22 protein-coding genes and 1 pseudogene are annotated in these 22720 nt (G+C 72.7%); 8 read left to right on the top strand and 15 right to left on the bottom strand.

The window, feature by feature from the left end:
• Window positions 1–425 precede the first annotated feature (425 nt).
• The 3 genes from QCZ28_RS33605 to QCZ28_RS33595 all read right to left on the bottom strand — a co-directional run bounded on the left by QCZ28_RS33605 (window position 426) and on the right by QCZ28_RS33595 (window position 3562).
• Window positions 426–710, bottom strand: a complete 285-nt coding sequence (locus QCZ28_RS33605) for a GlsB/YeaQ/YmgE family stress response membrane protein (RefSeq protein WP_279520387.1) — start codon at window positions 708–710, stop codon at window positions 426–428.
• 321 nt (window positions 711–1031) lie between these two features.
• A complete protein-coding gene (lepA, locus tag QCZ28_RS33600; RefSeq protein ID WP_279520386.1) occupies window positions 1032–2909 on the bottom strand; it encodes a translation elongation factor 4 in 1878 nt (625 codons plus the stop codon).
• 116 nt (window positions 2910–3025) lie between these two features.
• On the bottom strand, window positions 3026–3562 hold the full coding sequence (locus tag QCZ28_RS33595) for a DUF4240 domain-containing protein (RefSeq protein WP_279520385.1): 537 nt from the start codon (window positions 3560–3562) through the stop codon (window positions 3026–3028).
• A 61-nt stretch (window positions 3563–3623) separates the two neighbouring features.
• Between QCZ28_RS33595 and QCZ28_RS33590 the strand changes: the two genes are divergently transcribed.
• Window positions 3624–4610 (top strand): phosphotransferase, encoded by a 987-nt coding sequence (locus QCZ28_RS33590; protein WP_279520384.1) that lies wholly within the window; start codon window positions 3624–3626, stop codon window positions 4608–4610.
• A 318-nt stretch (window positions 4611–4928) separates the two neighbouring features.
• Complete coding sequence (rpsT, locus tag QCZ28_RS33585) at window positions 4929–5195, top strand: 30S ribosomal protein S20 (RefSeq protein WP_030336508.1); 267 nt, start codon at window positions 4929–4931, stop codon at window positions 5193–5195.
• A gap of 163 nt (window positions 5196–5358) precedes the next feature.
• Here rpsT and QCZ28_RS33580 read toward each other — a convergent pair whose 3' ends face one another.
• The 10 genes from QCZ28_RS33580 to nadD all read right to left on the bottom strand — a co-directional run bounded on the left by QCZ28_RS33580 (window position 5359) and on the right by nadD (window position 14450).
• Complete coding sequence (locus QCZ28_RS33580) at window positions 5359–5748, bottom strand: hypothetical protein (protein WP_030336509.1); 390 nt, start codon at window positions 5746–5748, stop codon at window positions 5359–5361.
• Between the two features lie 29 nt (window positions 5749–5777).
• Complete coding sequence (gene holA / locus QCZ28_RS33575; RefSeq protein ID WP_279520383.1) at window positions 5778–6758, bottom strand: DNA polymerase III subunit delta; 981 nt, start codon at window positions 6756–6758, stop codon at window positions 5778–5780.
• 135 nt (window positions 6759–6893) lie between these two features.
• Window positions 6894–9272 carry a ComEC/Rec2 family competence protein gene (locus QCZ28_RS33570; protein ID WP_279520382.1) on the bottom strand — a complete coding sequence of 793 codons (2379 nt, stop codon included), beginning with the start codon at window positions 9270–9272 and terminating at the stop codon, window positions 6894–6896.
• A gap of 125 nt (window positions 9273–9397) precedes the next feature.
• A complete protein-coding gene (locus QCZ28_RS33565) occupies window positions 9398–10231 on the bottom strand; it encodes a helix-hairpin-helix domain-containing protein (protein ID WP_279520381.1) in 834 nt (277 codons plus the stop codon).
• 186 nt (window positions 10232–10417) lie between these two features.
• Window positions 10418–10792, bottom strand: coding sequence for a VOC family protein (locus QCZ28_RS33560; protein WP_112604312.1), 375 nt, complete (start codon window positions 10790–10792; stop codon window positions 10418–10420).
• A gap of 237 nt (window positions 10793–11029) precedes the next feature.
• Window positions 11030–11803 (bottom strand): SDR family NAD(P)-dependent oxidoreductase, encoded by a 774-nt coding sequence (locus QCZ28_RS33555; RefSeq protein WP_279520380.1) that lies wholly within the window; start codon window positions 11801–11803, stop codon window positions 11030–11032.
• A gap of 3 nt (window positions 11804–11806) precedes the next feature.
• Window positions 11807–12661, bottom strand: a complete 855-nt coding sequence (locus QCZ28_RS33550; RefSeq protein ID WP_279520379.1) for a DegV family protein — start codon at window positions 12659–12661, stop codon at window positions 11807–11809.
• Between the two features lie 48 nt (window positions 12662–12709).
• A complete protein-coding gene (locus QCZ28_RS33545; RefSeq protein ID WP_279520378.1) occupies window positions 12710–13339 on the bottom strand; it encodes a histidine phosphatase family protein in 630 nt (209 codons plus the stop codon).
• The gene (gene rsfS, locus QCZ28_RS33540) at window positions 13336–13743 is read right to left on the bottom strand and encodes a ribosome silencing factor (RefSeq protein WP_030336526.1); all 408 of its coding nucleotides are present in this window, start codon (window positions 13741–13743) and stop codon (window positions 13336–13338) included. The genes QCZ28_RS33545 and rsfS overlap by 4 nt, the downstream gene beginning before the upstream one ends.
• 110 nt (window positions 13744–13853) lie before the next feature.
• Complete coding sequence (nadD, locus tag QCZ28_RS33535; protein WP_030336528.1) at window positions 13854–14450, bottom strand: nicotinate-nucleotide adenylyltransferase; 597 nt, start codon at window positions 14448–14450, stop codon at window positions 13854–13856.
• 154 nt (window positions 14451–14604) lie between these two features.
• On the opposite strand from nadD, the gene QCZ28_RS33530 reads away from it, so the two are divergent.
• From QCZ28_RS33530 to QCZ28_RS33520, 3 genes and pseudogenes are all read left to right on the top strand, one after another.
• The gene (locus QCZ28_RS33530) at window positions 14605–15288 is read left to right on the top strand and encodes a PadR family transcriptional regulator (RefSeq protein ID WP_279520377.1); all 684 of its coding nucleotides are present in this window, start codon (window positions 14605–14607) and stop codon (window positions 15286–15288) included.
• Between the two features lie 184 nt (window positions 15289–15472).
• Window positions 15473–15928, top strand: a pseudogene (locus QCZ28_RS33525) (FAD-dependent monooxygenase); the annotation flags it as partial.
• A 124-nt stretch (window positions 15929–16052) separates the two neighbouring features.
• Window positions 16053–16679 carry an FAD-dependent monooxygenase gene (locus QCZ28_RS33520; RefSeq protein ID WP_279520376.1) on the top strand — a complete coding sequence of 209 codons (627 nt, stop codon included), beginning with the start codon at window positions 16053–16055 and terminating at the stop codon, window positions 16677–16679.
• Between the two features lie 48 nt (window positions 16680–16727).
• Here the strand turns inward: QCZ28_RS33520 and pepN are convergent, their stop codons facing one another.
• Entirely contained in the window at window positions 16728–19244 is a 2517-nt protein-coding gene (gene pepN, locus QCZ28_RS33515; protein WP_279520375.1) for an aminopeptidase N, read from the bottom strand.
• A 69-nt stretch (window positions 19245–19313) separates the two neighbouring features.
• Between pepN and QCZ28_RS33510 the strand changes: the two genes are divergently transcribed.
• On the top strand, window positions 19314–19532 hold the full coding sequence (locus tag QCZ28_RS33510; protein ID WP_030336536.1) for a DUF397 domain-containing protein: 219 nt from the start codon (window positions 19314–19316) through the stop codon (window positions 19530–19532).
• Between the two features lie 111 nt (window positions 19533–19643).
• Here QCZ28_RS33510 and QCZ28_RS33505 read toward each other — a convergent pair whose 3' ends face one another.
• On the bottom strand, window positions 19644–20045 hold the full coding sequence (locus QCZ28_RS33505) for a hypothetical protein (protein ID WP_279520374.1): 402 nt from the start codon (window positions 20043–20045) through the stop codon (window positions 19644–19646).
• A 146-nt stretch (window positions 20046–20191) separates the two neighbouring features.
• Here QCZ28_RS33505 and QCZ28_RS33500 point away from each other — a divergent pair, with 146 nt between their 5' ends.
• A complete protein-coding gene (locus QCZ28_RS33500) occupies window positions 20192–21454 on the top strand; it encodes a cytochrome P450 (protein WP_279520373.1) in 1263 nt (420 codons plus the stop codon).
• Between the two features lie 136 nt (window positions 21455–21590).
• Window positions 21591–22682, top strand: a complete 1092-nt coding sequence (locus QCZ28_RS33495) for a glycosyltransferase (RefSeq protein ID WP_279520372.1) — start codon at window positions 21591–21593, stop codon at window positions 22680–22682.
• Window positions 22683–22720: the final 38 nt, after the last annotated feature.

Here is a 22720-nt window from a genome sequence, read left to right as displayed (position 1 = left end):
CGCCCACCCGGCCACCCGCCCACCCGGCCTCCGAGGCACCGGGCACCAGGCACCAGGCACCAGGCACCAAGCACCAGGCACCAGGGCCGTGGCTCGTGGTCCGGGGCCGCGGGCCACGGGCCACGGGCCACGGGCCACGGGGACCATTCCCAGCCAGCCCGACCACCGGCGCCGGGACCATCCCCGACCACGGTCACGTTCGACGAGAGGTCGCCGCATCCGGCGATGTCGTCGTTCGACCGGAGCCGATCGGAGATCTTGGACAGTTTCCGTTAGCTGAACGGAAACTGTCCAAGATCTCCGAAGCAGGGCTGCGGCGTGGCACTGCGGGGACGCCACGGGAGCGGGCGGAACGTCGATGGGCGCCCGGCCTGTCGGCCGGGCGCCCATCGATGGTGTCGCTGGTAAGGGTTGGTGCCGTGGTGTTACCGGGTCACGCGGCGGCGGCCACCCACGCCGGCCACCAGCGCGACAGCGATCGCCGCGATCACGACCTGCACCAGCAGCTCGCCCCAGTCCACACCGCTCGTCTCGGTCGCGATGCCGATGGCCCGCGCCAGAACGGTGCCCAGCAGTGCCGCACCGATACCGATCAGCATGTGCAGCCAGATCGGCATGTTCTGCCGGCCCGGGACGACCAGACGGCCGAGCGCGCCGACGATGAGACCAACAACGATCGCAGTGATGATGCCCCACACGGTGAACTCCACGGTCGCCCTCCTTCTAAGAATGTCTGACACACGAGGTGTGTGCTTCCTGTCGTGACGGCTAAGTGCCCGGCCTCCCGAAAACCCAAACCGACTCACCCGAAGAAGAGCGTCACCCGTCGATGCTCCAGCGGCGCGTCGATTGGCCCTTGAGTTGCGTCCACACAGGTAGAAGGCGGTCTCGTCGACCCACCGACCCGACGACAGCGACGGAAAAAATTTGCCGCACCTACGGTCGAACCGCCGCACCACGCGGGGCGACCGGGACACCCTGAAACGCGACGCGCCCGGGCGTGTGACACCCGGGCGCGTACGCGTCGTGAACTACTTCTTGCCGGCGGCCTTGCCGTCGCCGGACTCGGAGGAGAGGGCGGCGATGAAGGCCTCCTGCGGCACCTCGACCCGGCCGACCATCTTCATCCGCTTCTTGCCTTCCTTCTGCTTTTCCAGCAGCTTGCGCTTGCGGCTGATGTCACCGCCGTAGCACTTGGCGAGCACGTCCTTGCGGATCGCCCGGATGGTCTCGCGGGCGATGACCCGGCTGCCGATGGCCGCCTGGATCGGCACCTCGAACTGCTGGCGCGGGATCAACGTGCGCAGCTTCGCGGCGATGGTGACGCCGTAGTTGTACGCCTTGTCCTTGTGCACGATGGCGCTGAACGCGTCCACCGGCTCGCCGTGCAGCAGGATGTCCACCTTCACCAGGTCGGACGCCTGCTCGCCGGAGGGCTCGTAGTCGAGCGACGCGTAGCCCTTGGTACGGCTCTTCAGCTGGTCGAAGAAGTCGTAGATGATCTCCGCGAGGGGCAGCGTGTAGCGCAGCTCCACCCGGTCCGCGGAGAGGTAGTCCATACCGAGCAGGGTGCCGCGCCGGCCCTGGCACAGCTCCATCACCGCGCCCACGTAGTCGTTCGGCGTCAGCACGGTGGCCCGGACCACTGGCTCGTACACCTCAACGATCTTGCCGGTGGGGTACTCGCTCGGGTTGGTCACCACGATCTCCGCGCCGTCGTCCGTGATCGCCCGGTAGACGACGTTCGGGGCGGTGGAGATCAGGTCGAGGTTGTACTCGCGCTCCAACCGCTCCCGGATGATCTCCAGGTGGAGCAGACCGAGGAAGCCGCAGCGGAAGCCGAAGCCGAGCGCGCCGGAGGTCTCCGGCTCGTAGTCCAGCGCGGCGTCGTTGAGCTTGAGCTTGTCCAACGCCTCGCGCAGGTTGGGGTAGTCGGACCCGTCGATCGGGTAGAGGCCGGAGTAGACCATCGGCTTCGGGTCCTTGTAGCCGCCGAGCGGCTCGGCCGCCGGCCGGCTGTTGATGGTGACGGTGTCACCGACCCGGGACTGCCGGACGTCCTTCACGCCGGTGATCAGGTAGCCGACCTCGCCGACGCCGAGCGCCTCGGCCTTGACCATCTCCGGTGAGATGACGCCGATCTCCAGCAGCTCGTGCACCGCACCGGTGGACATCATCTTGATCCGCTCGCGGGCGCTGATCCGGCCGTCGATGACCCGGACGTAGGTGACGACACCACGGTAGACGTCGTACACCGAATCGAAGATCATCGCCCGGGCGGGCGCCTCGGCGTCGCCGACCGGTGGGATGAACTGCCGGACGATCTCGTCGAGCAGGTGCGGGACGCCCTCGCCGGTCTTGCCGGAGACCCGGATGCAGTCGGCGGGGTCGCCGCCGATGAGGTGCGCCAACTCCTCGGCGTACTTCTCCGGCTGCGCGGCCGGCAGGTCGATCTTGTTGAGCACCGGAATGATGCGCAGGTCGTTCTCGAGGGCCAGGTAGAGGTTGGCCAGGGTCTGCGCCTCGATGCCCTGGGCGGCGTCGACCAGCAGCACAGCGCCCTCACAGGCGGCCAGCGACCGGGACACCTCGTAGGTGAAGTCCACGTGCCCCGGGGTGTCGATCATGTTGAGCACGGCGTGCTCGCCGGCCCGCTCACCCTCGCGGATCGTCCACGGCATGCGGACGGCCTGGCTCTTGATGGTGATGCCGCGCTCGCGCTCGATGTCCATCCGGTCCAGGTACTGCGCGCGCATCTGCCGGGGGTCGACCACACCGGTGAGCTGCAACATCCGGTCGGCCAGGGTCGACTTCCCGTGGTCGATGTGGGCGATGATGCCGAAGTTCCGGATGCGACCGGGGTCGGTGGCACCAGGGGCGTTCGCGCCGGGATCGAGCTTCGGTGGCACAGCGGTCCGTTCTGGTCGGCTGACGTGAACAGGCCGGCGCGCCGCCGACCCCCTCTATGTTCCCACGCCGCCGGGGTGCCCCCACTGCGCGGGCGATGGATCGGCCCGAGAACCCCTCACTCCATCGGCGGCTCGACGAAGAGCGCGGCCAGCCGGGGCAGCCGCCGGCGCGCCTCGTCCTCGTCGTCGAAGTCCCAGAAGTCGTTGAGGTCGGGCGTCCGCACCGGGTCACGGTCCGCCGGCAGGTTGGTAGCGGTGGCCTTGCGGTACGCGTCCCAGGGCACCGAGAGCATCTGCTCGGCGGAGAACTCCTCGCCGGTGAGCGAGGCCGCCCGCACCTGGGGCAATTCGGCCAGCGAGTCCGGTTCGGCGACGGCGCGGGCGAAGACGGCACGCCCCTGCGTCATCAGCCAGCCCCGGAAGTGTTCGAAGCCGTCGGCCGAGGCACCACCGTTGATCAGGTACGCCGCGCCCCACAGATCCGCCTTGTGCGAGGCGGCGAGCACCCTCGTCTGGTGCCGTGCGTACCCGATGATGTCCTCCGGGTCGCGCTCGGCGAGCAGCGCGACGGCCCGCGCGGCGACCGGGCCGGGCTCACCACCGCCGCCCGCCCGCGCCTCGTCGATCAGCTGCCAGAAGTCCTCGGTCCTCATGGCTTGGCAGTCTGGCAGTGCCGCCGTGCGTCGTGCACGTACCCCAGGGCAGCATGGTGGGGTGTCCTCGCCCCAACTGCCGCCGGTGCCGTACCACGCGAGCGCCCAGCGCCCGTCGTGGCCGGCGTTGCCGGCGGCGCTGCGGGCCGCGGTCGCCGACCGGCTCGGCGCGCCGGTGGTCACCGCCCGGGTCGCGGGCGCGGGCTTCACCAGGGGGTTCGCCGCCGTGCTCGACACCGCCGACGGTGGTCGGGCCTTCGTCAAGGCCGCACCCGCCGCCGAGCAACCGCATCTGGTCGACTGGTACGCCCGAGAGGCCGCGATCCTCGACCGGCTGCCGGTGGACCTGCCGGCGCCCCGCCCCCGGTGGACCCTCTCCGCGGCCGGCTGGTTCGTGCTGTGCACCGACGCCGTCGACGGGCACACCCCGAGCCTGCCCTGGCTGCCCGCCGAGCTGGACGCCACCCTCACCGGGTACGCGCAGGTCGCCGCCGCCCTGGCCGACCCGCCGGCCGAGCTGACCGCGCTGGGCCTGCCGCGCCTGGCCGACCTGGCCCGGTCGGACATCCTCTGGTGGGAGGAGGTCGCCGCCGGCCGCGAGCCGACCCCACCACTGCCCGCGCCGCTGCTGGCCCGGCTGCCCGAGCTGGTGGAGTTGGAGTCGCTCCTCCCCCGGTACGCCGCCGGGGCGACCGGCCTGATCCACGGCGACCTGCGGCTCGACAACGTGTTGATCGGGTCGGACGGCCGAGCCTGGTTCTGCGACTGGACCTGGGTCTGCTCCGGGCCCGCCTGGTTCGACCTGGCCGGCCTGCTGCTCACCGCCTACGCGAGTGGGCTGGACGCGGACCGGCTCTTCGCCGCGCACCCGGCGTGCGCGGGCGCACCCGCCGACGCGTTGGACGCCACGCTCGCGGCACTGGCCGGCTACTACCTCACCGGCGCGGCGGCCGCACCGCCCACGGCCTCGCCGCACCGGCGCGCGCACCAGCGGTGGAGCGGCGAGCAGTCGCTCAGCTGGCTGGCCGACCGCCAGAACTGGCAATGACGGCGGCCCGGCAGCCCCGGCGGCCCGGCAGCCCCGGCGGCCCCGGCAGCCCCGGGGGCCCGGCGGCTCGTGATCGACTCGGGTTTCTTGAAGTCGGGCTGTCAGCCGTGGTCGGATGGCCCGGTTTGCAGGAAGGCGAGTGGATCAAGCATTGAGCGTCCGGGTGAGCCCCGCGACCCGGGCGGACCGCGTTCGGGCCGAGCCGTTTTGGCTCGTCCCGGGCGACCTGGTAACCTGGCTCTTCGCGCAGCGGTGACGCATGTTCGTCATCACGCGCAATAAGCTGACCAACCCGAGCTATCAAGACGAGGCTGTCGCGTGGCGAACATCAAGTCCCAGATCAAGCGCAACCGGCAGAACGAGAAGGCCCGGCTGCGCAACAAGTCGGTCAAGTCGTCGCTGAAGACCGCCGTCCGGAAGTTCCACGAGGCTGCCGAGGCCGGTGACGTCGAGAAGGCGACCGCGCTCATGCTGGACGCCTCTCGCAAGCTGGACAAGGCTGTCAGCAAGGGCGTGATCCACTCCAACCAGGCCGCGAACCGCAAGTCCGCGATCGCAAAGCGCGTGGTGGCGCTCTCCGCCTGACGACTTCACCGTCAGACTGATTCGGAAAGCCCCGGGCCCAGGCCCGGGGCTTCCGTGTGTCCTGGTAGTCGTCGACATGCCTCCTCGAACAGCGCCGGGCTACCGGTCGGCCGGGCTTCTCCGGGCCGGCCGTTCGGTGCGTGACCCCGACGAGGACCGGCGCTCAGTCTGACGGGTTGGCCCGCCGCTGCGGTGGCGGCGGGTCGGCGGTGATCACCACGCCGGGAACGCTGTGCGAGATCCACTCCACCCGGGCTCGGCCGACCACCGGTTCCATCTGCCGGCGAAACCGGTCCCGTTCCTGCTCGGGTACGAGCGCGGCGGAACGGACCACGACCGCGGCCACCATGTCGTTGAGCTTGACCATGGCCGCCACCACGACCGGCAGCACCAGCACCGCCCACCAGCTGACCAACTCGGCGAGGGCGAGCAGGACCGCCAGGGCGATGGCACCCTCGAAGAAGAGGAAGCACAGCACGCCACCGGGGTTGACGAACCGCAGGCCGAGGAGCCGAGCGTAGAGCGGCCGGTACCGCTCCTCGTCCACGGACATGGTGGCCCACACCGGGCGGTTCGCCCCCGTCACCTGGTGCTGCCCTGCCGGGCCGCCGCGACCGAGAAGACCGCACGTTCCAGGGCGTACGCCCGGTCGTCGGAGCCGCCCTTGACGGCCGCGTTGCACTCGGCGGCGACCTGCATGGCCCGGACCAGCCCTTCCGGCGTCCAGCCCCGCCCCTGCCGCTGCGCCCGCTCGATCTTCCAGGCGGGCATGCCGAGGCTGCTGGCGAGCTGGTACGGGCTGCCCCGCCCGGCCGACGCCACCCGGGCGACCGTCCGCACCCCGTCGGCCAGCGCGTCGGCGATGGGCACCGGGTCGACCCCGACGTGCAGGGCCCAGCGCAGTGCCTCGAGCGCGGCCGGCACGTCGCCGATCATTGTGGCGTCCGCCACGGTGAAGCCGGTCACCTCGACCCGGCCCCGGTAGTAACGGGACACCGTCTCGGCGCTGATCCGCCCATCGGTGTCGGCGATCAGTTGGGAGCAGGCTGCGGCCAACTCGCGCAGGTCGTTGCCGACGGCGGCGATCAGCGCCTCGGCGGCGTCGTCGGTGCACTTGCCGCCGGCCCGACGGATCTCGTCACGGACGAAGGCCACCCGCTCGCGGTGCCCCTTGAGCTTGCCGGCTGGGACCACCGTCGCGCCAGCCGCCCGCAGGCCGTCGGCGAACGCCTTGCCCTTCGCGCCGCCCAGGTGCAGCACCAGCAGTTGGACGTCGGGGTCGGGATTCTTCGCGTACGCCAACAGCGCGGCGACCAGGTCCTTGCGGGCGTCCTGGCCGGAGCGCAGGATCAGCAGCCGCCGTCCGCCGAACAGTGAGGGGCTGAGCATCTCGGCGATCTCACCGACGGTGAGCGCACTGGCCTGGTACTCGCGGACGTCCACCTCGGGGTCGACGCCGCGAACCTTCGCGACAGCTTCGGTGACCGCGCGCGTGGCGAGCAGTTCCTCGTCACCGAGGACGAGCAGAATGGGGGCGAGGCTGGCGGGGGTCACGTCGCCCATATTCGCACGGCCTGCGGCGGGATCGTGCCTGCTCATTCGCTGCTTGGTCGGCGCAGCCCGCACACAGTGCAAATCCAGACATCTATGTCAATTACCTTCTTAATCCGCAAATCGTTCATCGAATCGGAGTGCGGCTCAGGGCTGACGGCCCGCGGGCAGACCTCGCCGGGCCACCGCCAGACCGTTGCCCGTTCGGACCGCCGCCACATCGCCGTCCGTGTCGGTACGCAGCACCCGGACGCCGCCGCTGTCCAGTCGGGCGAGCAGCCCCGGGCTCGGGTGCCCGTAGGTGTTGCCGGTGCCCACCGGCACGAGCGCCACCGCCGGCCGTACCGCGTCGAGGAAGCCCGGGTCCTGATACGCCGAACCGTGGTGCGCGACCTTCAACACGTCCGCCCTCAACTGGCCGGGCGTCGCCCGGGTCACCATCGCGTGCTGCTCCTCGGTCTCCGCGTCGCCGGCCAGCAGGATCCGCACCCCGGCCACCGTGGCGCGCAGCACCAGGGAGTTGTTGTTCGGGTCGGATCTGGTCCCCGCCAGCGGGTACGGCGGGCCGAGCACCAACAGGTCGACCCCGCCCACGGGATGGCGAGCGCCGGCCACGGTGGTCAGCAGCGCGGCCCGCCCGCCGGTGGCCGCCGCCCGGACCAGGTCCCGGCCGCTCTCCGGGTCCGTCGATGACGGCGTCAGCACGGCACCCACCCGCCGCCCCCGGAACACCCCGGCCACCCCGCCCACGTGATCCACGTGAAAGTGGCTGATCACCAGCAGGGGCACCTCCCGCACGCCGAGCCGACGCAGGCAACCGTCCACCGCACCCGGTTCCGGCCCTGCGTCCACCACCACGGCCCGGCCGCTGCCGACCGGAAGCACCACTGCGTCGCCCTGCCCGACCGCACAGGCCACCACCACCCAACCGTCGGGCGGCCAGCCGGCGGCCACCAGCCGCACCGGCAGGGCACCCAGCACCGCGGCGACACCGACCACCGCCACCAGTCGGCGGACGAGTGGTCGGCGCACCGCAATCAGCAGCGCAACTGTCAGCCCGGTCAGCAGCAGGGCCCCGGGCACACCACCCGGCCACGGCAGGGTGCCGCCCGGCAGCCGAGCCCCCTGCCGGGCGATGAGCACCAACCACCAGGCCGGCCAACTCGCCAGCCAGGCGACGAACCCGGCACCGGCCGGCCAGATCGGCGACACCAGTGCCGCCAGCACGCCCAGCACTGTCGCTGGCGCGATGGCCGGCACCGCCAACAGGTTGGCGGGCACCGCCACCACGCTCACCGTGCCGGAGATCCCGGCGACGACCGGGCCGCAGGCAAGTTGGGCAGCCGCCGGCACGGCCAGCGCCTCGGCCAGCCCCGGTGGTACGCCTCGCCGCCGCAACCCGTCCCGCCAGCGCGGCGCGAGCAGCAGCAGGCCACCGGTGGCCAGCACGGAGAGCGCGAACCCGGGATCCCCGGCCAACTCCGGGTCGACGAGCACCAGCACGGTCACGGCGGCGGCCAACGCGGGCAGCGCCGCCCGAGGACGACCGGCGGCGAGCGCGGCGAGCCCGATCGCCCCCATCGTGGCGGCCCGTACGACGCTAGGCGACGGGCGGACCAGGATGACGAACCCCACCAGCGCCACCCCACAGAGCGCGGCGGCGAGCCACGGACCGGCCCGTGCCCACCGGGCCAGCAGCAACACCGCACCCACCACTATCGCGACGTTGGAACCGGAGACCGCGTTGAGGTGTGTCATCCCGGTGGCTCGGAAGTCCTCCTCGACGGCGGGTGGTAGTCGGCTGGTGTCGCCCACCACCAGACCGGGCAGCAGCCCACCGGGGTCATCGGGCAGCGGCGCGCAGGCGCGTTGCAGGCCGCTACGCAGCACCCCGGCGGCACGCTGCGCCCAGGACGGCGCGCCGTGCCGCAGCGGTGGACCGTTGGTGCTGAGCACCGCTGCGGTGAGGTCGCCACCGCGCGGAACGCCGAGCCGGCCGTCGGCGGCGAGGCGCTGCCCGGGCAGCAGGCCCCGCCAGGCCGGGTCGGTCGTCAGCACGAGCAGCCGCACCGACGCCTGGACCCGCCGGCCGTCCGGGCCGGTGAGCCGGACCAACTGCGTCGACACCAGCAACATGCCCGGCCGACCGGCGCTGCGGATCGGGCGTGGGTCGTCCCGGACGACCAGGTCGGCGGTGACCGGAGCCCGCTGCTCGGCGAGGGCCCGGATCGGCGGCGCGTCGCGGACGGCGAGCCGGGCGGCGGTGGCCGCACCACCGCAGACCACGCCGAGGCCCACCGCCACCGCCACCCACCCGTAACGCCGCACCACGGCTCGAGGATCGCCGAGGCGGCCGAGCAGGTGCCCGGCGCCAACCGCCGTCAGCCCGGCCGCCGTGCCGGCCACCAGCAGCACGGTGCGGCTGCCGAGGTGCAGGCCGGCGAGCGCGGTGAGCCAGGCCGCCACGGCGAGCCCCGCCAGTCGCAGATCCGGCAGCTCGGAGCGGGCCCGACCAGCCAGCGACACAATCGGCTCCGACCCAGCCGAGGACGTGGGCTGAGCCCCGCCAGCTGGCGACGCGGCCTGAGCCTGCTCGGCCGGGGGCCCGGACCGGGCACTGCCCAGCGGTGGTGGGCCAGCGGCGAAGATGCTCACACCGTCACCAGGTCCTTGAGCTGCTCGTAGCGGGCATCGCCGATCCCGTCGACCTGGCGCAGGTCGCCAACGGACCTGAACCCGCCGTGCTGATCCCGGTGGGCGAGGATCCGTTGGGCGAGCACCGGACCCACCCCGGGCAGTGCGTCGAGTTGCGCCAGGGTCGCGGTGTTGAGATTCAGCGGCCCGGCGGCGGGTGCCGCACCGCCCGCCGCCGGCCCGGCCGCGCCGCCCGGCACCGGCGGTGGCGTCACCCCGACCACGATCAGCTCACCGTCGGTGACCTTGCGGGCGGGGTTGAGCAGCGCCACGTCGACCCCGGGCAGTGCGCCCCCGGCCGCCTGCACCGCGTCGGCGAGACGGGACCCGGCCGGGAGACGCACCAGACCGGGTTTGCGGACCTTGCCCGCGACCGCCACCACCACCTCGCCGGAGCCGGACGCGCTGGGGCCATCCGACGGTGCGGCCGACGCGGCGTCGCTGAGCAGTGGGGCGACTGGTTCCGACTGTGGCCGGGCCTGCCAGGCCCAACCGGCCGCACCCACCACCACCACCGCGGCCACCACCGCCAACGCCCGTACTCCGCGCCGGCCGGGGTCGAACGCCCCCGGGCCGGGCAACCGCGACTCGGGCGGAACCGCGAGGCCGCCCGATGCCGGCTCCACTGCCGGCGCGGCAGGCTGGGAAGAGAGCACGTCCGCAGGCGGCGGGCCGACCAGGGACGGGGGTAGGCCCGTGGGCGGCGCCGCCGGCCGGGGCGACGGCACGACAGCCGCCTCCGTCAGCCGGCGCAGGCGCTGGCGTACCTCTGTCTCCTCATCGTGCGACACAGCGCGACGCTATGGCGGCGGCCGGGACGGTCGGAGGGTGACGCCGCCGTCCTGTGGACAACCGGCCCCACTGTGGACAACGCCCTGATCATGCCCCGATCTGTTATGCGGGAGCCGATCTGCGGCGCGTGGCCCGGGCACCCGGTCTCTCGCTGGGCGGTCGGCGGTGACCGTCGGTCGCCGCCCCTACAGGTACGGCCGGGTGATGATCTCGATGGCGTGGCCGGCCGGGTCGAAGAAGTAGAAGCCCCGCCCACCGTGCTCAGTGTTGGTCTCCCCTTCACGCTTGAGCTGCGGGTCGGCCCAGTACGTGATGCCACGCCCCTCGACGAACGCCAGACACCGCACGAACAACTCGTCGTCGACGAGAAACGCGTAGTGCTGCATCTGGATGTCCACCGGCGGCTCGGCGAACTGGAGCAGTACACCCTCGTCCAGTTGGACGTTGGCGAACGGCCCCCACGAAGGTGCCTCCGGCAGCTCGAACAGCTCCCGGTAGAACGCGGCCGAGGCGCTCTTGTCCTTGCTGGCGATGATGGTGTGGTTGAACGTGACTGTCATGCGTACGGTCTTCTTCCCGGTCGATCCGAAGACCCGACCGGAGGCCCACAGCGTTCAGCCACGCAGATGACGAAGCCCCGGGGGCACCGACGCCCCGGATCCCGCACGAGAGACGCGTGCATCGCGTCGTTCTCGGCGTGGTGGCTGAAGTAGCCAGAACCTCCGGGGGGTAGGCCCATCTGGGGCGCGCACGGAGGCTAACACAGCAGCGCGGAGCAGCTGCCTCCCGCGAACCTGTCAGCGGGCCTCCGGGTCGAGGCCGAGCACGGCCCGTCCCCCGTCCACCGGCAGGGTCACCCCGTTGATGAAGCTCGCCGCGGGTGACAGCAGGTACGCGACCGCCTCGGCCACCTCGTCGGCCCGCCCGATCCGGCCCACCGGGTGCAGCCGGTTCAGCTCGGTGGTGATCCACTCGGCCTGGCTGGGCTCCTGGCCGTCCAGGAATTCGGCGTGCCGTTCGGTGGCGATCGAGCCGAGCGCCACCGCGTTGGCGCGGATGCCGTGCCGCCCGTACTCGACGGCCAGCGCCCGGGTCAGCCCCTCCACGGCGGCCTTCGCCGTCGCGTACGGCAGCGCACCGGGCACCGGCCGGCGGGCCTGGTGCGACGAGACGTTGACGATCGCGCCGCCGGTGGCGCGGGCCAGGAAGTGGCGGACGGCGACCGCGGCGCCCACCACTGCCGGGCGCAGGTTCACGGTGATCAGGTCGAGCACCGTGTCGGCCGACGCGGAGTGCAGCGCGGCGTCGCGGAACACCGCCGCGTTGTTCACCCAGCCGGTCAGCGGCGCGGCCCGGTCCGCCAGCTCGGCGGCGCGCTCGGCCACCTGCTCGTCGGCGGCGTCGCCGAGCACCGCGACGAGCCGATCGGCGGCCGGGTGGCCGGCCAACCAGTCGACAGCCTCGGCGTCGCGCTCCAGGACGACGACGGTGGCACCGATGGCCACCAGCCGTTGCACCACCGCCCGGCCGACACCGCGCCCACCCCCGGTCACCACGTACGACGTGGGCACGACTCAGCCCTGCGGGCGGCGGTGGACGACCACGCAGGCCAGCCCCGGCCCGGCGTGCGCGGCGATGACGGCACCCGCCTCGGAGACGTAGGTGTCGTGCAGCCGGTCGCCGAACCGTTCGGTCAGCGCGGCCCGCAACGCCTCGGCCCGTTGCGGTGCGGCCAGGTGGTGCACCCCGAGGTCCACGTCGTCGTCGCTGGCCGCCTCGACGGCCAGGTCCACGAGGCGGGCCACTCCCCGGCTGGCGGTGCGGACCTTCTCGCGCAGCACGATCGCCCCGTCCGGCATGTGCATGATCGGCTTGACGGACAGCGCGGTGCCGACCAGCGCCTCGGCGGCGTTGATCCGGCCGCCGCGACGGAGGAACTCCAACGTGTCGACGTAGAACCAGACGGTGGTGCGGGCCACGGCGGCGAGCGCCGCGTCGCGTACCCCGGCAAGGTCGGCGCCGGCCTGGGCGGCCCTGGCGGCGGCGATGGCGGGAAAGCCCAGCCCCATGCCGGTCGAGCGGCTGTCCACGACCTCCACCCGGCCGTCCAGGTCGGCGGCGGCCAGCCGGGCGGCCTCCACGGTGCCGGACAGCGCGGCGGAGAGGTGCACCGAGACGATCCCGTCGGCGCCGGCGTCGAGCAGTTGGCGGTACGTCCGGGCGAACTGCTCGGGTGCCGGGCGGGAGGTGGTCGCGGTGACCCGGCGGGCGCTCAGTGCCACTGTCGCGTCGGACGGCTGGGTCTCCACCCCCTCCAGCCCTTCCGCGCCGTTGAGGACGACGGTCAACGGCACGACTGTCAGCCGGTGCGCCTGCACCAGCTCGGGCGGAAGGTAGGCGGTGGAGTCGGTGACAACCGCGACGGGCATGCCCGGCACGCTAGCCGATCGAGGCCGCGAACGCCGAGGGGCGATTGCTCAGACCGCGTCGACGGCGACCGGTGCGGTGATCAGGCCGACGTTGTGCGCCCGCAACTGCCATCCACGGACGTCGTCGTGACGCAGTTCGGTCCAGTGGCAGTTGGCCAACGAGCCGACGGTGCGCAGCACGGCATTGTCCCAGCCGAGCAGGTGACCGATGCCCTGCCGGGAGCCGCCACCGTGCGTGGCGATCACCACGGTGCCGCCCGCGGCCGCGTCGGCTGCCTCCTGCAACGCGGCACCGACCCGTTCGCCGAGGTCGCGCAGGGGCTCCAGGTCCGCGCCCGGGTCGGGGTCGCCGGCCCGCCAGCGCGCGTACTCGTCGGGGAAGCGCGTGGCGACCTCGGTGAGGTGCAGACCCTGCCACTGGCCGAAGTGCCGCTCACGGAGCCTCGCGTCGGTGCGGACCGGCAGCCCGGTCAGCGCCGCGAGCGCGGCGGCGGTATCCGCGGCGCGGCTCAGGTCGCTGGACACGATCGCGTCGGGGCGCAGCGCAGCGAGCAGCGGGGCGGCGGCGCGGGCCTGGTCGCGGCCCAGCTCGTTGAGGGGTACGTCGGTCTGCCCCTGCACGCGGTTGGCGGCGTTCCAGTCGGTGTTGCCGTGTCGCCAGACGATCAGTCGGCTCATTCGGCGGCGGCGGACCCGCTGGCGTCGGCCTCGACCAGGTCGCGATCGACGAACGGGATGGTGGGGCAGTCCTTCCAGAGGCGGTCGAGCCCGTAGAACTCGCGCTCCTCGGTGTGCTGGACGTGCACCACGATGTCGACGTAGTCGAGCAGCACCCAGCGGCCTCCGCGCTCGCCCTCACGCCGCACCGGCTTCGCCTTCTCCGGCAGCTCCAGCAGGCTCTCCTCGATGGCGTCGACGATGGCCAGCACCTGACGCTCATTGGGGGCGGCGGCGAGCACGAACGCGTCGGTGATGGCGAGCTGGTCGCCGACGTCGATGATCGTGATGTCCTGCGCCTTCTTGTCGGCGGCGGCCTGGGCGGCCGCGATAGCCAGCTCGTGAGCGCGTTCGGAAACTGTCACCGTTCTCCTTCGATCAAGCGTGCGATCCTCCAAGCGTCTCACACCTGGCGGCATCGCGATCGTGCAGTTCTGCCCGGTTAGCCATACAAACCTGGGCATAACGGGTGCGCTCAGCGCTGATAGAGGCTCCGCTTGGCGATGTACTGCACCACACCGTCGGGCACCAGATACCAAACCGGCTCACCTCTGGCGACCCGCGCGCGGCAGTCGGTCGACGAGATGGACATCGCGGGCACCTGGATCAGGCTGACCGTGTCCGCCGGAAGGTGCTTGTCGCTCAGCGGGAAGCCGGGCCGGGTCACCCCGATGAAGTGCGCCAGCTCGAAGATCTCGTCCAGGTCCTTCCAGGACAGGATGCGTTGCAGGGCGTCCGCGCCGGTGATGAAGAAGAGCTGCACCTTCGGGCCGTACTCAGCCTGGAGGTCACGCAGCGTGTCGACGGTGTAGGTGGGTCCGCTGCGGTCGATGTCGACCCGGCTGACCTGGAAGCGGGGGTTGGAGGCGGTGGCGATGACGGTCATCAGGTACCGGTCCTCGGCCGGACTGACCGGCTCGTCGGCCTTCTGCCACGGCTGGCCGGTGGGGACGAAGACCACCTCGTCCAGGCCGAACCGGTCCGCCACCTCGCTGGCCGCGACGAGGTGCCCGTGGTGGATCGGGTCGAAGGTGCCACCCATGATCCCGATCCGCCGGATATCTTCCTCCACCCAGTGATCGTAGGCCGAGCGTCGGTGACGACCGTCCCGGCCCGGCACCGTCGGGCCGTGGGTCGCCTGACATCGGCGCGACAGGGGGTCGCGGCAGTCCGCACGGCGGCGTATATTCGTCGACGAGTAACCGTCGACGAGCGAGGAGGTCGTCGTGCCGAAGCGGCGCAAGGTCGGCAACCTGCTGGCGCTGGCCGTGCTGTCCGCCCTGGTCCAGCGGCCCATGCACCCGTACGAGATCGCCACCGCACTCCGCGCCTGGGGCAAGGACCAGGACATGGAGTTCAAGTGGGGGTCCTTCTACACGGTGATCGGCAACCTGGACAAGCACCACCTGATCGAGGCGGTGGAGAGCCTGCGCGAGGGCCGCCGCCCGGAACGCACCGTCTACCGGATCACCGACGCCGGGCGGGCGGAGCTTGTCGACTGGGCTCGCGAGCTGGTCTCCACCCCGATGACGGAGCACCCCCGCTTCCGGGCCGGGCTGTCAGTGCTCGCCGCGTTGCACCCCGACGAGGCCACCGACCTGCTGCGGCAACGGCTCTCCCGGCTGGAGGACGCGATCCGTCAGGACCGCGAAACGCTCGACGCGCACCTGCGGGAGATTCCGCGGCTGTTCCTGGTGGAGTCGGAGTACGACCTCGCCATCCGGGACGCGGAGGCCGCCTGGCTGCGGGACCTGCTCGCCGAGCTGACCTCGGGAAGCTACCCCGGCCTGGACACCTGGCGGGCCTTCCACGAGACCGGCGAGATGCCCGCCGAACTGACCGATCTGGCCGAGAGAACCAGCACCGACAGCACCACCACCAGCAGCCGCAGGGCCGACCCCACCGGCTGAAGAGCGGCCCCGGCGAGGTGCGCCAACACCTCACCGGGGCCCTGACCCCGAACCGACGCCTGGGAAGGCACCCGGCCCGAAGCGGCAACCACGAGGATAACCGGGCTCCCTCCCAGGTCCGCGCGCCCGCGCACCGACCACACCAGGTCCGCGCGCCGGCACCGACCACACCCAGGGAGAGACCATGACCACGGTACGAACCGCGATCGTCATCGGCGGTGGCATCGCCGGGCCGGTGACAGCGCTCGCGCTGCGCCGCGCCGGCATCACCGCAACCGTCTACGAGGCGTACCCGAGCACGGCCACCGGAATCGGCGGCACCCTCGCCCTCGCGCCCAACGGGGTGGCGGCGCTGCGGACGGTCGGCGTCCACGACGCGGTGACGGCGATCGCCACACCGATCGGACGCAACGCCCTGGCCGTCGGCCGCCGACGCATCGACCTGCCCACCCTGACCGGGGTGCCGCCGCTGCACGTGGTGCACCGGGCCGAGCTTCACCAGGTGCTGCACGATCGGGCGTCCGCTGAGGGCGTGCCGTTCGCGTACGGCAAGCGGCTGGTCGGCGCCGAGCAGACCGGCGACGGCGTGATCGCCCGTTTCGAGGACGGCAGCACCGCCACCGCCGACATCCTCGTCGGCGCGGACGGGATCCGCTCCACGGTCCGGGGTCTCATCGACCCGGCCGCACCCGGCCCCCGGTTCACCGGACTGCTCGGCTTCGAGGCGGTGGCCCCGACACGAGGTCGACGCCGAGCCGGGCACGATGACGTTCGCGTTCGGACGACGGGGCTACTACCTGTACTGGCCGGAGCCCGGCGGCGGCACCCGGTGGGGGGCCAACCTGCCGCAGCAGCGGCCGATGAGCCTGGTCGAGGCCCGGGTGGTGCCGGCGGAGCAGTGGCTGGACACGCTGCGCGCCAGCTACGGCGACGACGACCCGGGCCGGGACCTGATGGCGACCAGCAACGCCGCCGACCTTCAGGTGGTCGGGTCGTTGCAGATCATGCCGCCGGTGCCGCACTGGCATCGGGGCCGGATGGTGCTGGTCGGAGACGCGGCGCACGCGCCGTCGAACAGTTCGGGGCAGGGCGCGTCACTGGCCATCGAGAGCGCTGTGCAACTCGCCCGCTGCCTGCGCGACCTGCCGGACGTCGAGGCGGCGTTCGACGCGTACGTGCGGCTGCGTCGTACCCGGGTGGAGAAGGTCGCGGCCCGCGCGGCCCGGATCAACCACGCGAAGGCTCCCGGGGCGGTAGCGCGGACGCTGATGCCGTTGCTGATGCCACTGATGGTGCGCACCGTGCTGGACCCGGAGAAGACCGTCGCCGACGAGCAGCGCTACGTCATCGACTGGGACGCGCCGGTCACGGCGGCACCCGCCCCACGCTGAGGCTGTGGGCCAGCGGGGTGGCCGGCCGGCCACCCCGCTGGTCGGCGTTCAGGCCGAAGCGGCGGCCACCGCCGTCCGGGCGACCAGCGCGCGGCGCAGGTCGTCGGCGGCGTCGGTCACCACCCGGCGCAGGCCGGGGGTCAGGTCGTCGCGGGCCAGCAACGCCGCGGCCGCCTCCTGGGTCGGCTGCGCCACCGCGTAGCGGGGGAACGCCAGGGCCGCCACCCGGTCGGCCGTCCAGGGGGTACGCCGGCGCGCGGCGGCCGGCATCTCCGCGAAGTACCGATCGACGTACGCGGCGGTCAGCTCGGCCTGCTCGGGTTGCCAGAACCCCTCGGCTGTCGCTTCCAACAGCCGGTTGGACAGGTCGTCGCCCCGCACGATGATCTCCCAGGCCGCCTGCTTCGCCGCCGGGTCGGGCAGTGCGGCCCGGCACCGGGCGGCCCGTTCCGCGCCAGCGGAGCTGACGTCGGCGGCCGCCTCGATGGCGATCTCCGCCTCGCCCGCGGCACCCAGCACCACCAGTCGACGCAGCACCGCCCAGCGCAGCTCCGCGTCGACAGTGAGGCCGGCCGGCACGTCCCGGCCGGCGAGCCAGCCGACGAGCAGGTCGGCGTCGGTGGTGGCGGCGATCCAGCCCCGTGCGGCGGCGAGCTGCAACGACTCCCCGGCCGGCGCGCCGTCGAGCAGGCGCCGACACGCCTCGGCGACCCGGGCCAACGCGGTCGAGCGGGTCAGCGGGTCGAGGTAGCGGTCGACCAGTGACCGACTGAGCGTCAGCACGTCCTCCGCGATGATCACCTCGGTCTCGGTGGGCAGCGCGGCGACCATCAGGTCGACCAGGCCGCTGACCGGGCGCTCCCCGTCGGTCGCCGCGTCCAGCGCCTCACCCCACAGCACCGCCCGGGCCAGCGGGTCGGTCAGGCCGGGCAGTGCCAGCGGGACGGCCTCGGCCGACGCCGGGTCGAGACGCACCTTGGCGAAGGTGAGGTCACCGTCGTTGAGCAGCAGCAGCCGGGCCGCTGGCTCACCAGTCAGCTGACCCAGCACGGTGCGCCCACCGTCGGCGGCCGGGTCGATGTCCACCTCGTCGCGCTGGACGGTGCCGTCCGCCGCGTAGCGGCCCACGCCGATCCGGTGCGGGCGCAGCACCGGGTGCGACTCGGGCGCGGTCTGCACCACGGCGACCTCGGTGTAGCAGCCGTCGGCGTCGACGGCGACCTCGGCTCGCAACGTGTTGACCTGCGGCTGGCGCAACCACAGCTCGGCCCAACCGGACAGCTCCCGCCCGCTGCTGGCAGAGAGGCTGGTGAGCAGGTCGTCGAGGGTGGCGTTGCCGAAGCGGTGCGCCGCGAAGTGGGCGTTCAGACCGGCCAGGAACGCCTCGTCACCGAGCCACGCGACCAGCTGCCGCAGCACGCTGGCCCCCTTGGCGTACGAGATGCCGTCGAAGTTGAGCAGGCCCTCGTCGGCGTCGGCCACCTCCTGCGGGGCGACCGGGTGGGTGGAGGGGCGCTGGTCGGCCGCGTACCCCCAGGCCTTGCGGCGCATGGCGAAGGTCGTCCAGGACTGGTCGAAGCGGGTCGCCTCGGCGGTGACCCGGGTGCCCAGGTATTCCGCGAAGGACTCGTTCAACCACAGGTCGTCCCACCAGCGCATGGTGACCAGGTCACCGAACCACATGTGGGCCATCTCGTGGGCGATGGTGCCGGCGCGCTGCTCGCGCTGGGTGTCGGTGACCGCCGAGCGGAAGATGTAGTCGTCGCGGAAGGTGACGATGCCCGGGTTCTCCATCGCGCCGGCGTTGAACTCGGGCACGAACGCCTGGTCGTACTTGCCGAACGGGTAGCGCTCGGTGAAGAGCTGGTGGAACCGGTCCAGGCACTGCCGGGTGACGGTGAAGATCTCGTCGGCGTCGGCGTCCAGGTGCTCGGCCTGCGACCGGCGGCAGTAGATGCCCAGCGGTACGCCGTCGTGCTCGGCCCGCCGGACGTGGTACGGCCCGGCGATCAACGAGAAGAAGTAGGTGGCCAGGGGCGCGCTCGGGGCGAACTCCCAGCGCCCGGGGGCCGGGTTGGCGGCCAGCTCGGCGTTGCCCGCGACGAGCCACTGCGGTGGTGCGGTGACCGAGAGGGTGAACGGGGCCTTGAGGTCGGGCTGGTCGAAGGCGGCGAAGATGCGCTGCGCGTTGTCGAGGAAGGACATCGCGTAGAGGTATGTCTCGCCGTCGGCCGGGTCGACGAAGCGGTGCATCCCCTCGCCCGCGTTGGAGTACGCCATCTCCGCCTCGACGACGAGCGTGTTCTCCGCGGCCAGGTCACCGATCGGCAGCCGGTTGTCGGAGAGCAGGTCGAGGTCGAGGTCACTGTCGTTGAGGCGTACCCCGAGCAGTTTGGCGGGCTTGACCTCGGCGAAGGTCGCGGCGCCGGCGGTCGCCCGGAACCGGATCTCGACGCGGGAACGGAACACGTCACCGTCACCGGTCAGATCGAGGTCCACCTGATAGGACTCGACAGTAATCGCCGCGCCACGCGCGGTCGCCTCTACACGGGTCAGGCTCGGCATCCGCTTATCCTGCCCGATGGGGATCGGCACCCGGTCACCAGACGACCCTCGGCACTGGAGGAAAGAACCATGGCGCAGCACCCCAAGGGCGACTTCGACCTCTCTCGGGCGGTCTGGCAGCGGGCCGAGGGGGACACCTCCGACAGCGCTGTTGAGGTCGCGTTCGTCGACGACCTGATCGGCATGCGCAACTCGGCCGAGCCGGACGGGCCGGTGCTGGTCTTCACCCAGGCCGAGTGGGACGCCTTCGTGGCCGGCGCGCAGGACGGCGAGTTCGACCTGGACTGATCGCGCCCGCCGACCCGTCGGTGCTGGATCGCCGTGCCGGTGCCCGTGCTGCGGACACCGGCACGGCCACGCGGGCGGCCGGAGCGCGGGTCGACCACCCGGGGCCGCGGGTCAGTCATCGCCGGGGCCGTCGCCGTCGCCCCAGCCGAGGCCGCCGGGACCGGGGGCGTGGTGGAAGCCCGGGTGGTCGGCCACGTCGACGCAGCGCTCCCCGTCCGGGCCGACCGCGCCGCAGAACAGCCGCTCGGCCCGCTGCCAGGCGTCGGCCGGTGACAGGGCCGCCGCCCCGAGTGCCACCTCCGAGCGGAGCAGGCTCAGCGCCTCGGCGTACGCCACAGCCAGTTCGCGCGCCTCGGCCGGGCCGGGCGCGGTGAAGCCCAGGTGCACCGTGAAGAACCGGTGCGGACGGGTGGGCCGCCGTGGTGGCCCGATCAGTGACCGCCCGTCGCGGCCTCCGCCCAGTGCTCCGGCCGCTCGCCGCTGCCGCCAGTGCGGCGATCTGTTGTCGCGCATCCGCCCTCCCCGTGGTTGTCCCACCAGCAGCAAACCAGGTTCCGCCGCCCCTGGGAGGGGCCAGCCGCGCCGGGGTTCAGCGGCGTCGACCGGGGTAACCGCGGTGGGCGGCGGCGACCAGCCGCGCCCGCGCGTGAGGAGACCCGATGGCGACCATGCCGGCCGACCGCAGCCCGGACAGCACCCTCGCACTGCTGCGCGCCGGTTACCGGTTCGTCAGCGAGCGCTGCGAGCGGTACGGCAGCGACGTCTTCCAGACCCGGATCCTGCTCGCCCCGACCATCTGCCTGCGGGGCCGGCCGGCGGCGGAGCTGTTCTACGACAACGACCGCTTCCAACGTGACACCGCGATGCCGCTGCGCGTGCAGCGGACCCTGACCGGTCGGGGTGGGGTGCAGGGCCTGGACGGGCCGGCGCACGACGACCGCAAGGCCATGTTCATGTCGATCATGACACCGGCCGCGATCCGGCAGCTCGGCCAGCTCTTCGACGACGCGTGGCGGACCCGGATCACCGCCTGGGAGGGCGCCGGCCCGGTGTCGCTCTATGACGAGCTGGGCCGGTTGCTGACCCGGGTGGTCTGCGCCTGGGCCGGGGTGCCGCTGCCGACGTCGCAGGTCGAGCGCCGCGCCACCGAGCTGCACGCCATGATCGAAGCCCCAGCGGCGGTCGGTCCCCGGCACTGGCGGGGGCGGCTCGCCCGGTACCGCGCCGAACACTGGCTCGCCGACCTCGTCGAACGGACCCGGGTCGGCTCAGCCCCGGCCCCGGCCGGCAGCGCCCTGGCTGTGATCGCCGAACACCGGGACCGCGCCGGCCGCCTCCTCCCCCGCCGGATCGCGGCGGTGGAGCTGCTCAACGTGTTACGCCCGGTGGTCGCCATCGACCAGTACATCGCCTTCGCCGCGCTCGCCCTGTACGACCATCCGGGCTGGCGGGAACGGGTCCGCGACGACGACGAGGCCACCGAGCACTTCGTCCAGGAGGTCCGCCGCTACTACCCGTTCTTCCCGCTGGCTGCGGCCCGGGTCCGGCGGTCCTTCGACTGGCAGGGCCACCACTTTCCGAAGGGCCGGCGGGTGCTGCTCGACCTCTACGGCACCAATCACCACCCGGCGATCTGGCCGCAACCGGAGCTGTTCCGTCCGGAGCGGTTCGCCGGCCGCCGGGTGGACCCGTTCGAGCTGGTCCCGCAGGGCGGCGGTGATCACTGGGCCGGTCACCGCTGCGCCGGCGAGTGGCTCACCATCGACCTGATGAAGCGGGCGGTCACCAACCTGACCGCCGCCATGCGCTACGACGTGCCGGTCCAGGACCTGGCCCTGGACCTGCACCGGATGCCGGCGCTGCCGCCGCTGGGCCTGACCGTCACCAACGTCCGCCGCGCGCCCGACCTCCGCCCGGCCTGACCCGCCCCACCGGTCACGGTACGGGCAGCGCGACCCCAGGGGCCGGCCGTCGAAACGGCCCGGCCGTTTGATCCCCGCGATCGCGGGGAGACGCTGCTCGGCACCGGCAGCGGCCCTGTCCGTCACGGAGTTTGTCATGTCCCCGTTCAGCGCCACTGGTGACACCCGACGCGGTGCGCGTCGGCGGGAGGTCGAACACGAGGGCGCCGGCCCGTCGCCGGTCCGTCTGCCGATGACGTACGTGCTGCCGCTGCGCTGGCACACCGACAACGGCCTGGCCGAGTTGACCGACTACTTGCGCTGGCTGTCCGACCGGGTCGAGGTGCTCGTGGTCGACGGCTCCCCTCCGGACCTCTTCGCCCGGCACGCCGAGGCGTGGCGGGGGTGGGTACGGCATCTCCCACCGGACCCGAGCGAGCGCGGACTCAACGGCAAGGTGCTCGGCGTACGCACCGGTGTCCGCGCGGCGGAACACGAGCACGTGGTGATCGCCGACGACGACGTCCGGTACGACCAGGCCGGGCTGACCGCCGTGCACCTGTTGCTCGACGAGGTCGATCTGGTGCGACCGCAGAACTACTTCGACCCGCTGCCCTGGCACGCCTGGTGGGACACCGGCCGCACACTGCTCAACCGGGCGCTCGGGGCGGACTACCCAGGCACCCTGGCCGTGCGGCGCAGCACCTTCCTCGGCATGGGCGGGTACGACCCGGACGTGCTCTTCGAGAACCTGGAGCTGATCCGCACCGTGCGCGCGTACGGTGGCACCGAGGCCGCCCCGGCCTGGCTGTACGTCCGCCGGTTGCCTCCGGCCGCCGCGCACTTCCGCGGTCAACGGGTCCGTCAGGCGTACGACGATCTGGCGCAGCCGGCTCGCCTGCTGGCCGGGCTCGCGGTCCTGCCGGCGCTGGCGGCGGGGGTCGTGTCCCGCCGACCGGGGCTGCTGCTCGGCGCGGCGGTCGGGATCGTCGCGCTGGCCGAGACGGGTCGCCGCCGCGCTGGCGGCGGCCGGGTGTTCCCGCCGACGACGGCACTGGCGGCACCACTCTGGCTGCTGGAGCGCGGGGTGTGCGGCTGGCTGGCGGTCGCCCAACGCTTCCTGCTCGGCGGCGTCCGCTACGGCGGCACCCGCATCCGCCAAGCCGCCAGCCCCGCCCGCCCCACCCACCCACCACGCGATCTTGCACTTTCTGTCGGGACGGAGCGTGTCATAAACGACAAAAGCTGATACGGAACTGCAAGCTCGCGGGGGCAGCGGGCCGGGGG

Source organism: Micromonospora sp. DH14, from assembly GCF_029809455.1.
GTDB lineage: Bacteria > Actinomycetota > Actinomycetes > Mycobacteriales > Micromonosporaceae > Micromonospora > Micromonospora parva.
Note: the sequence above shows the minus strand (reverse complement) of the source record. Positions and strands in the feature narration are given on the sequence as shown.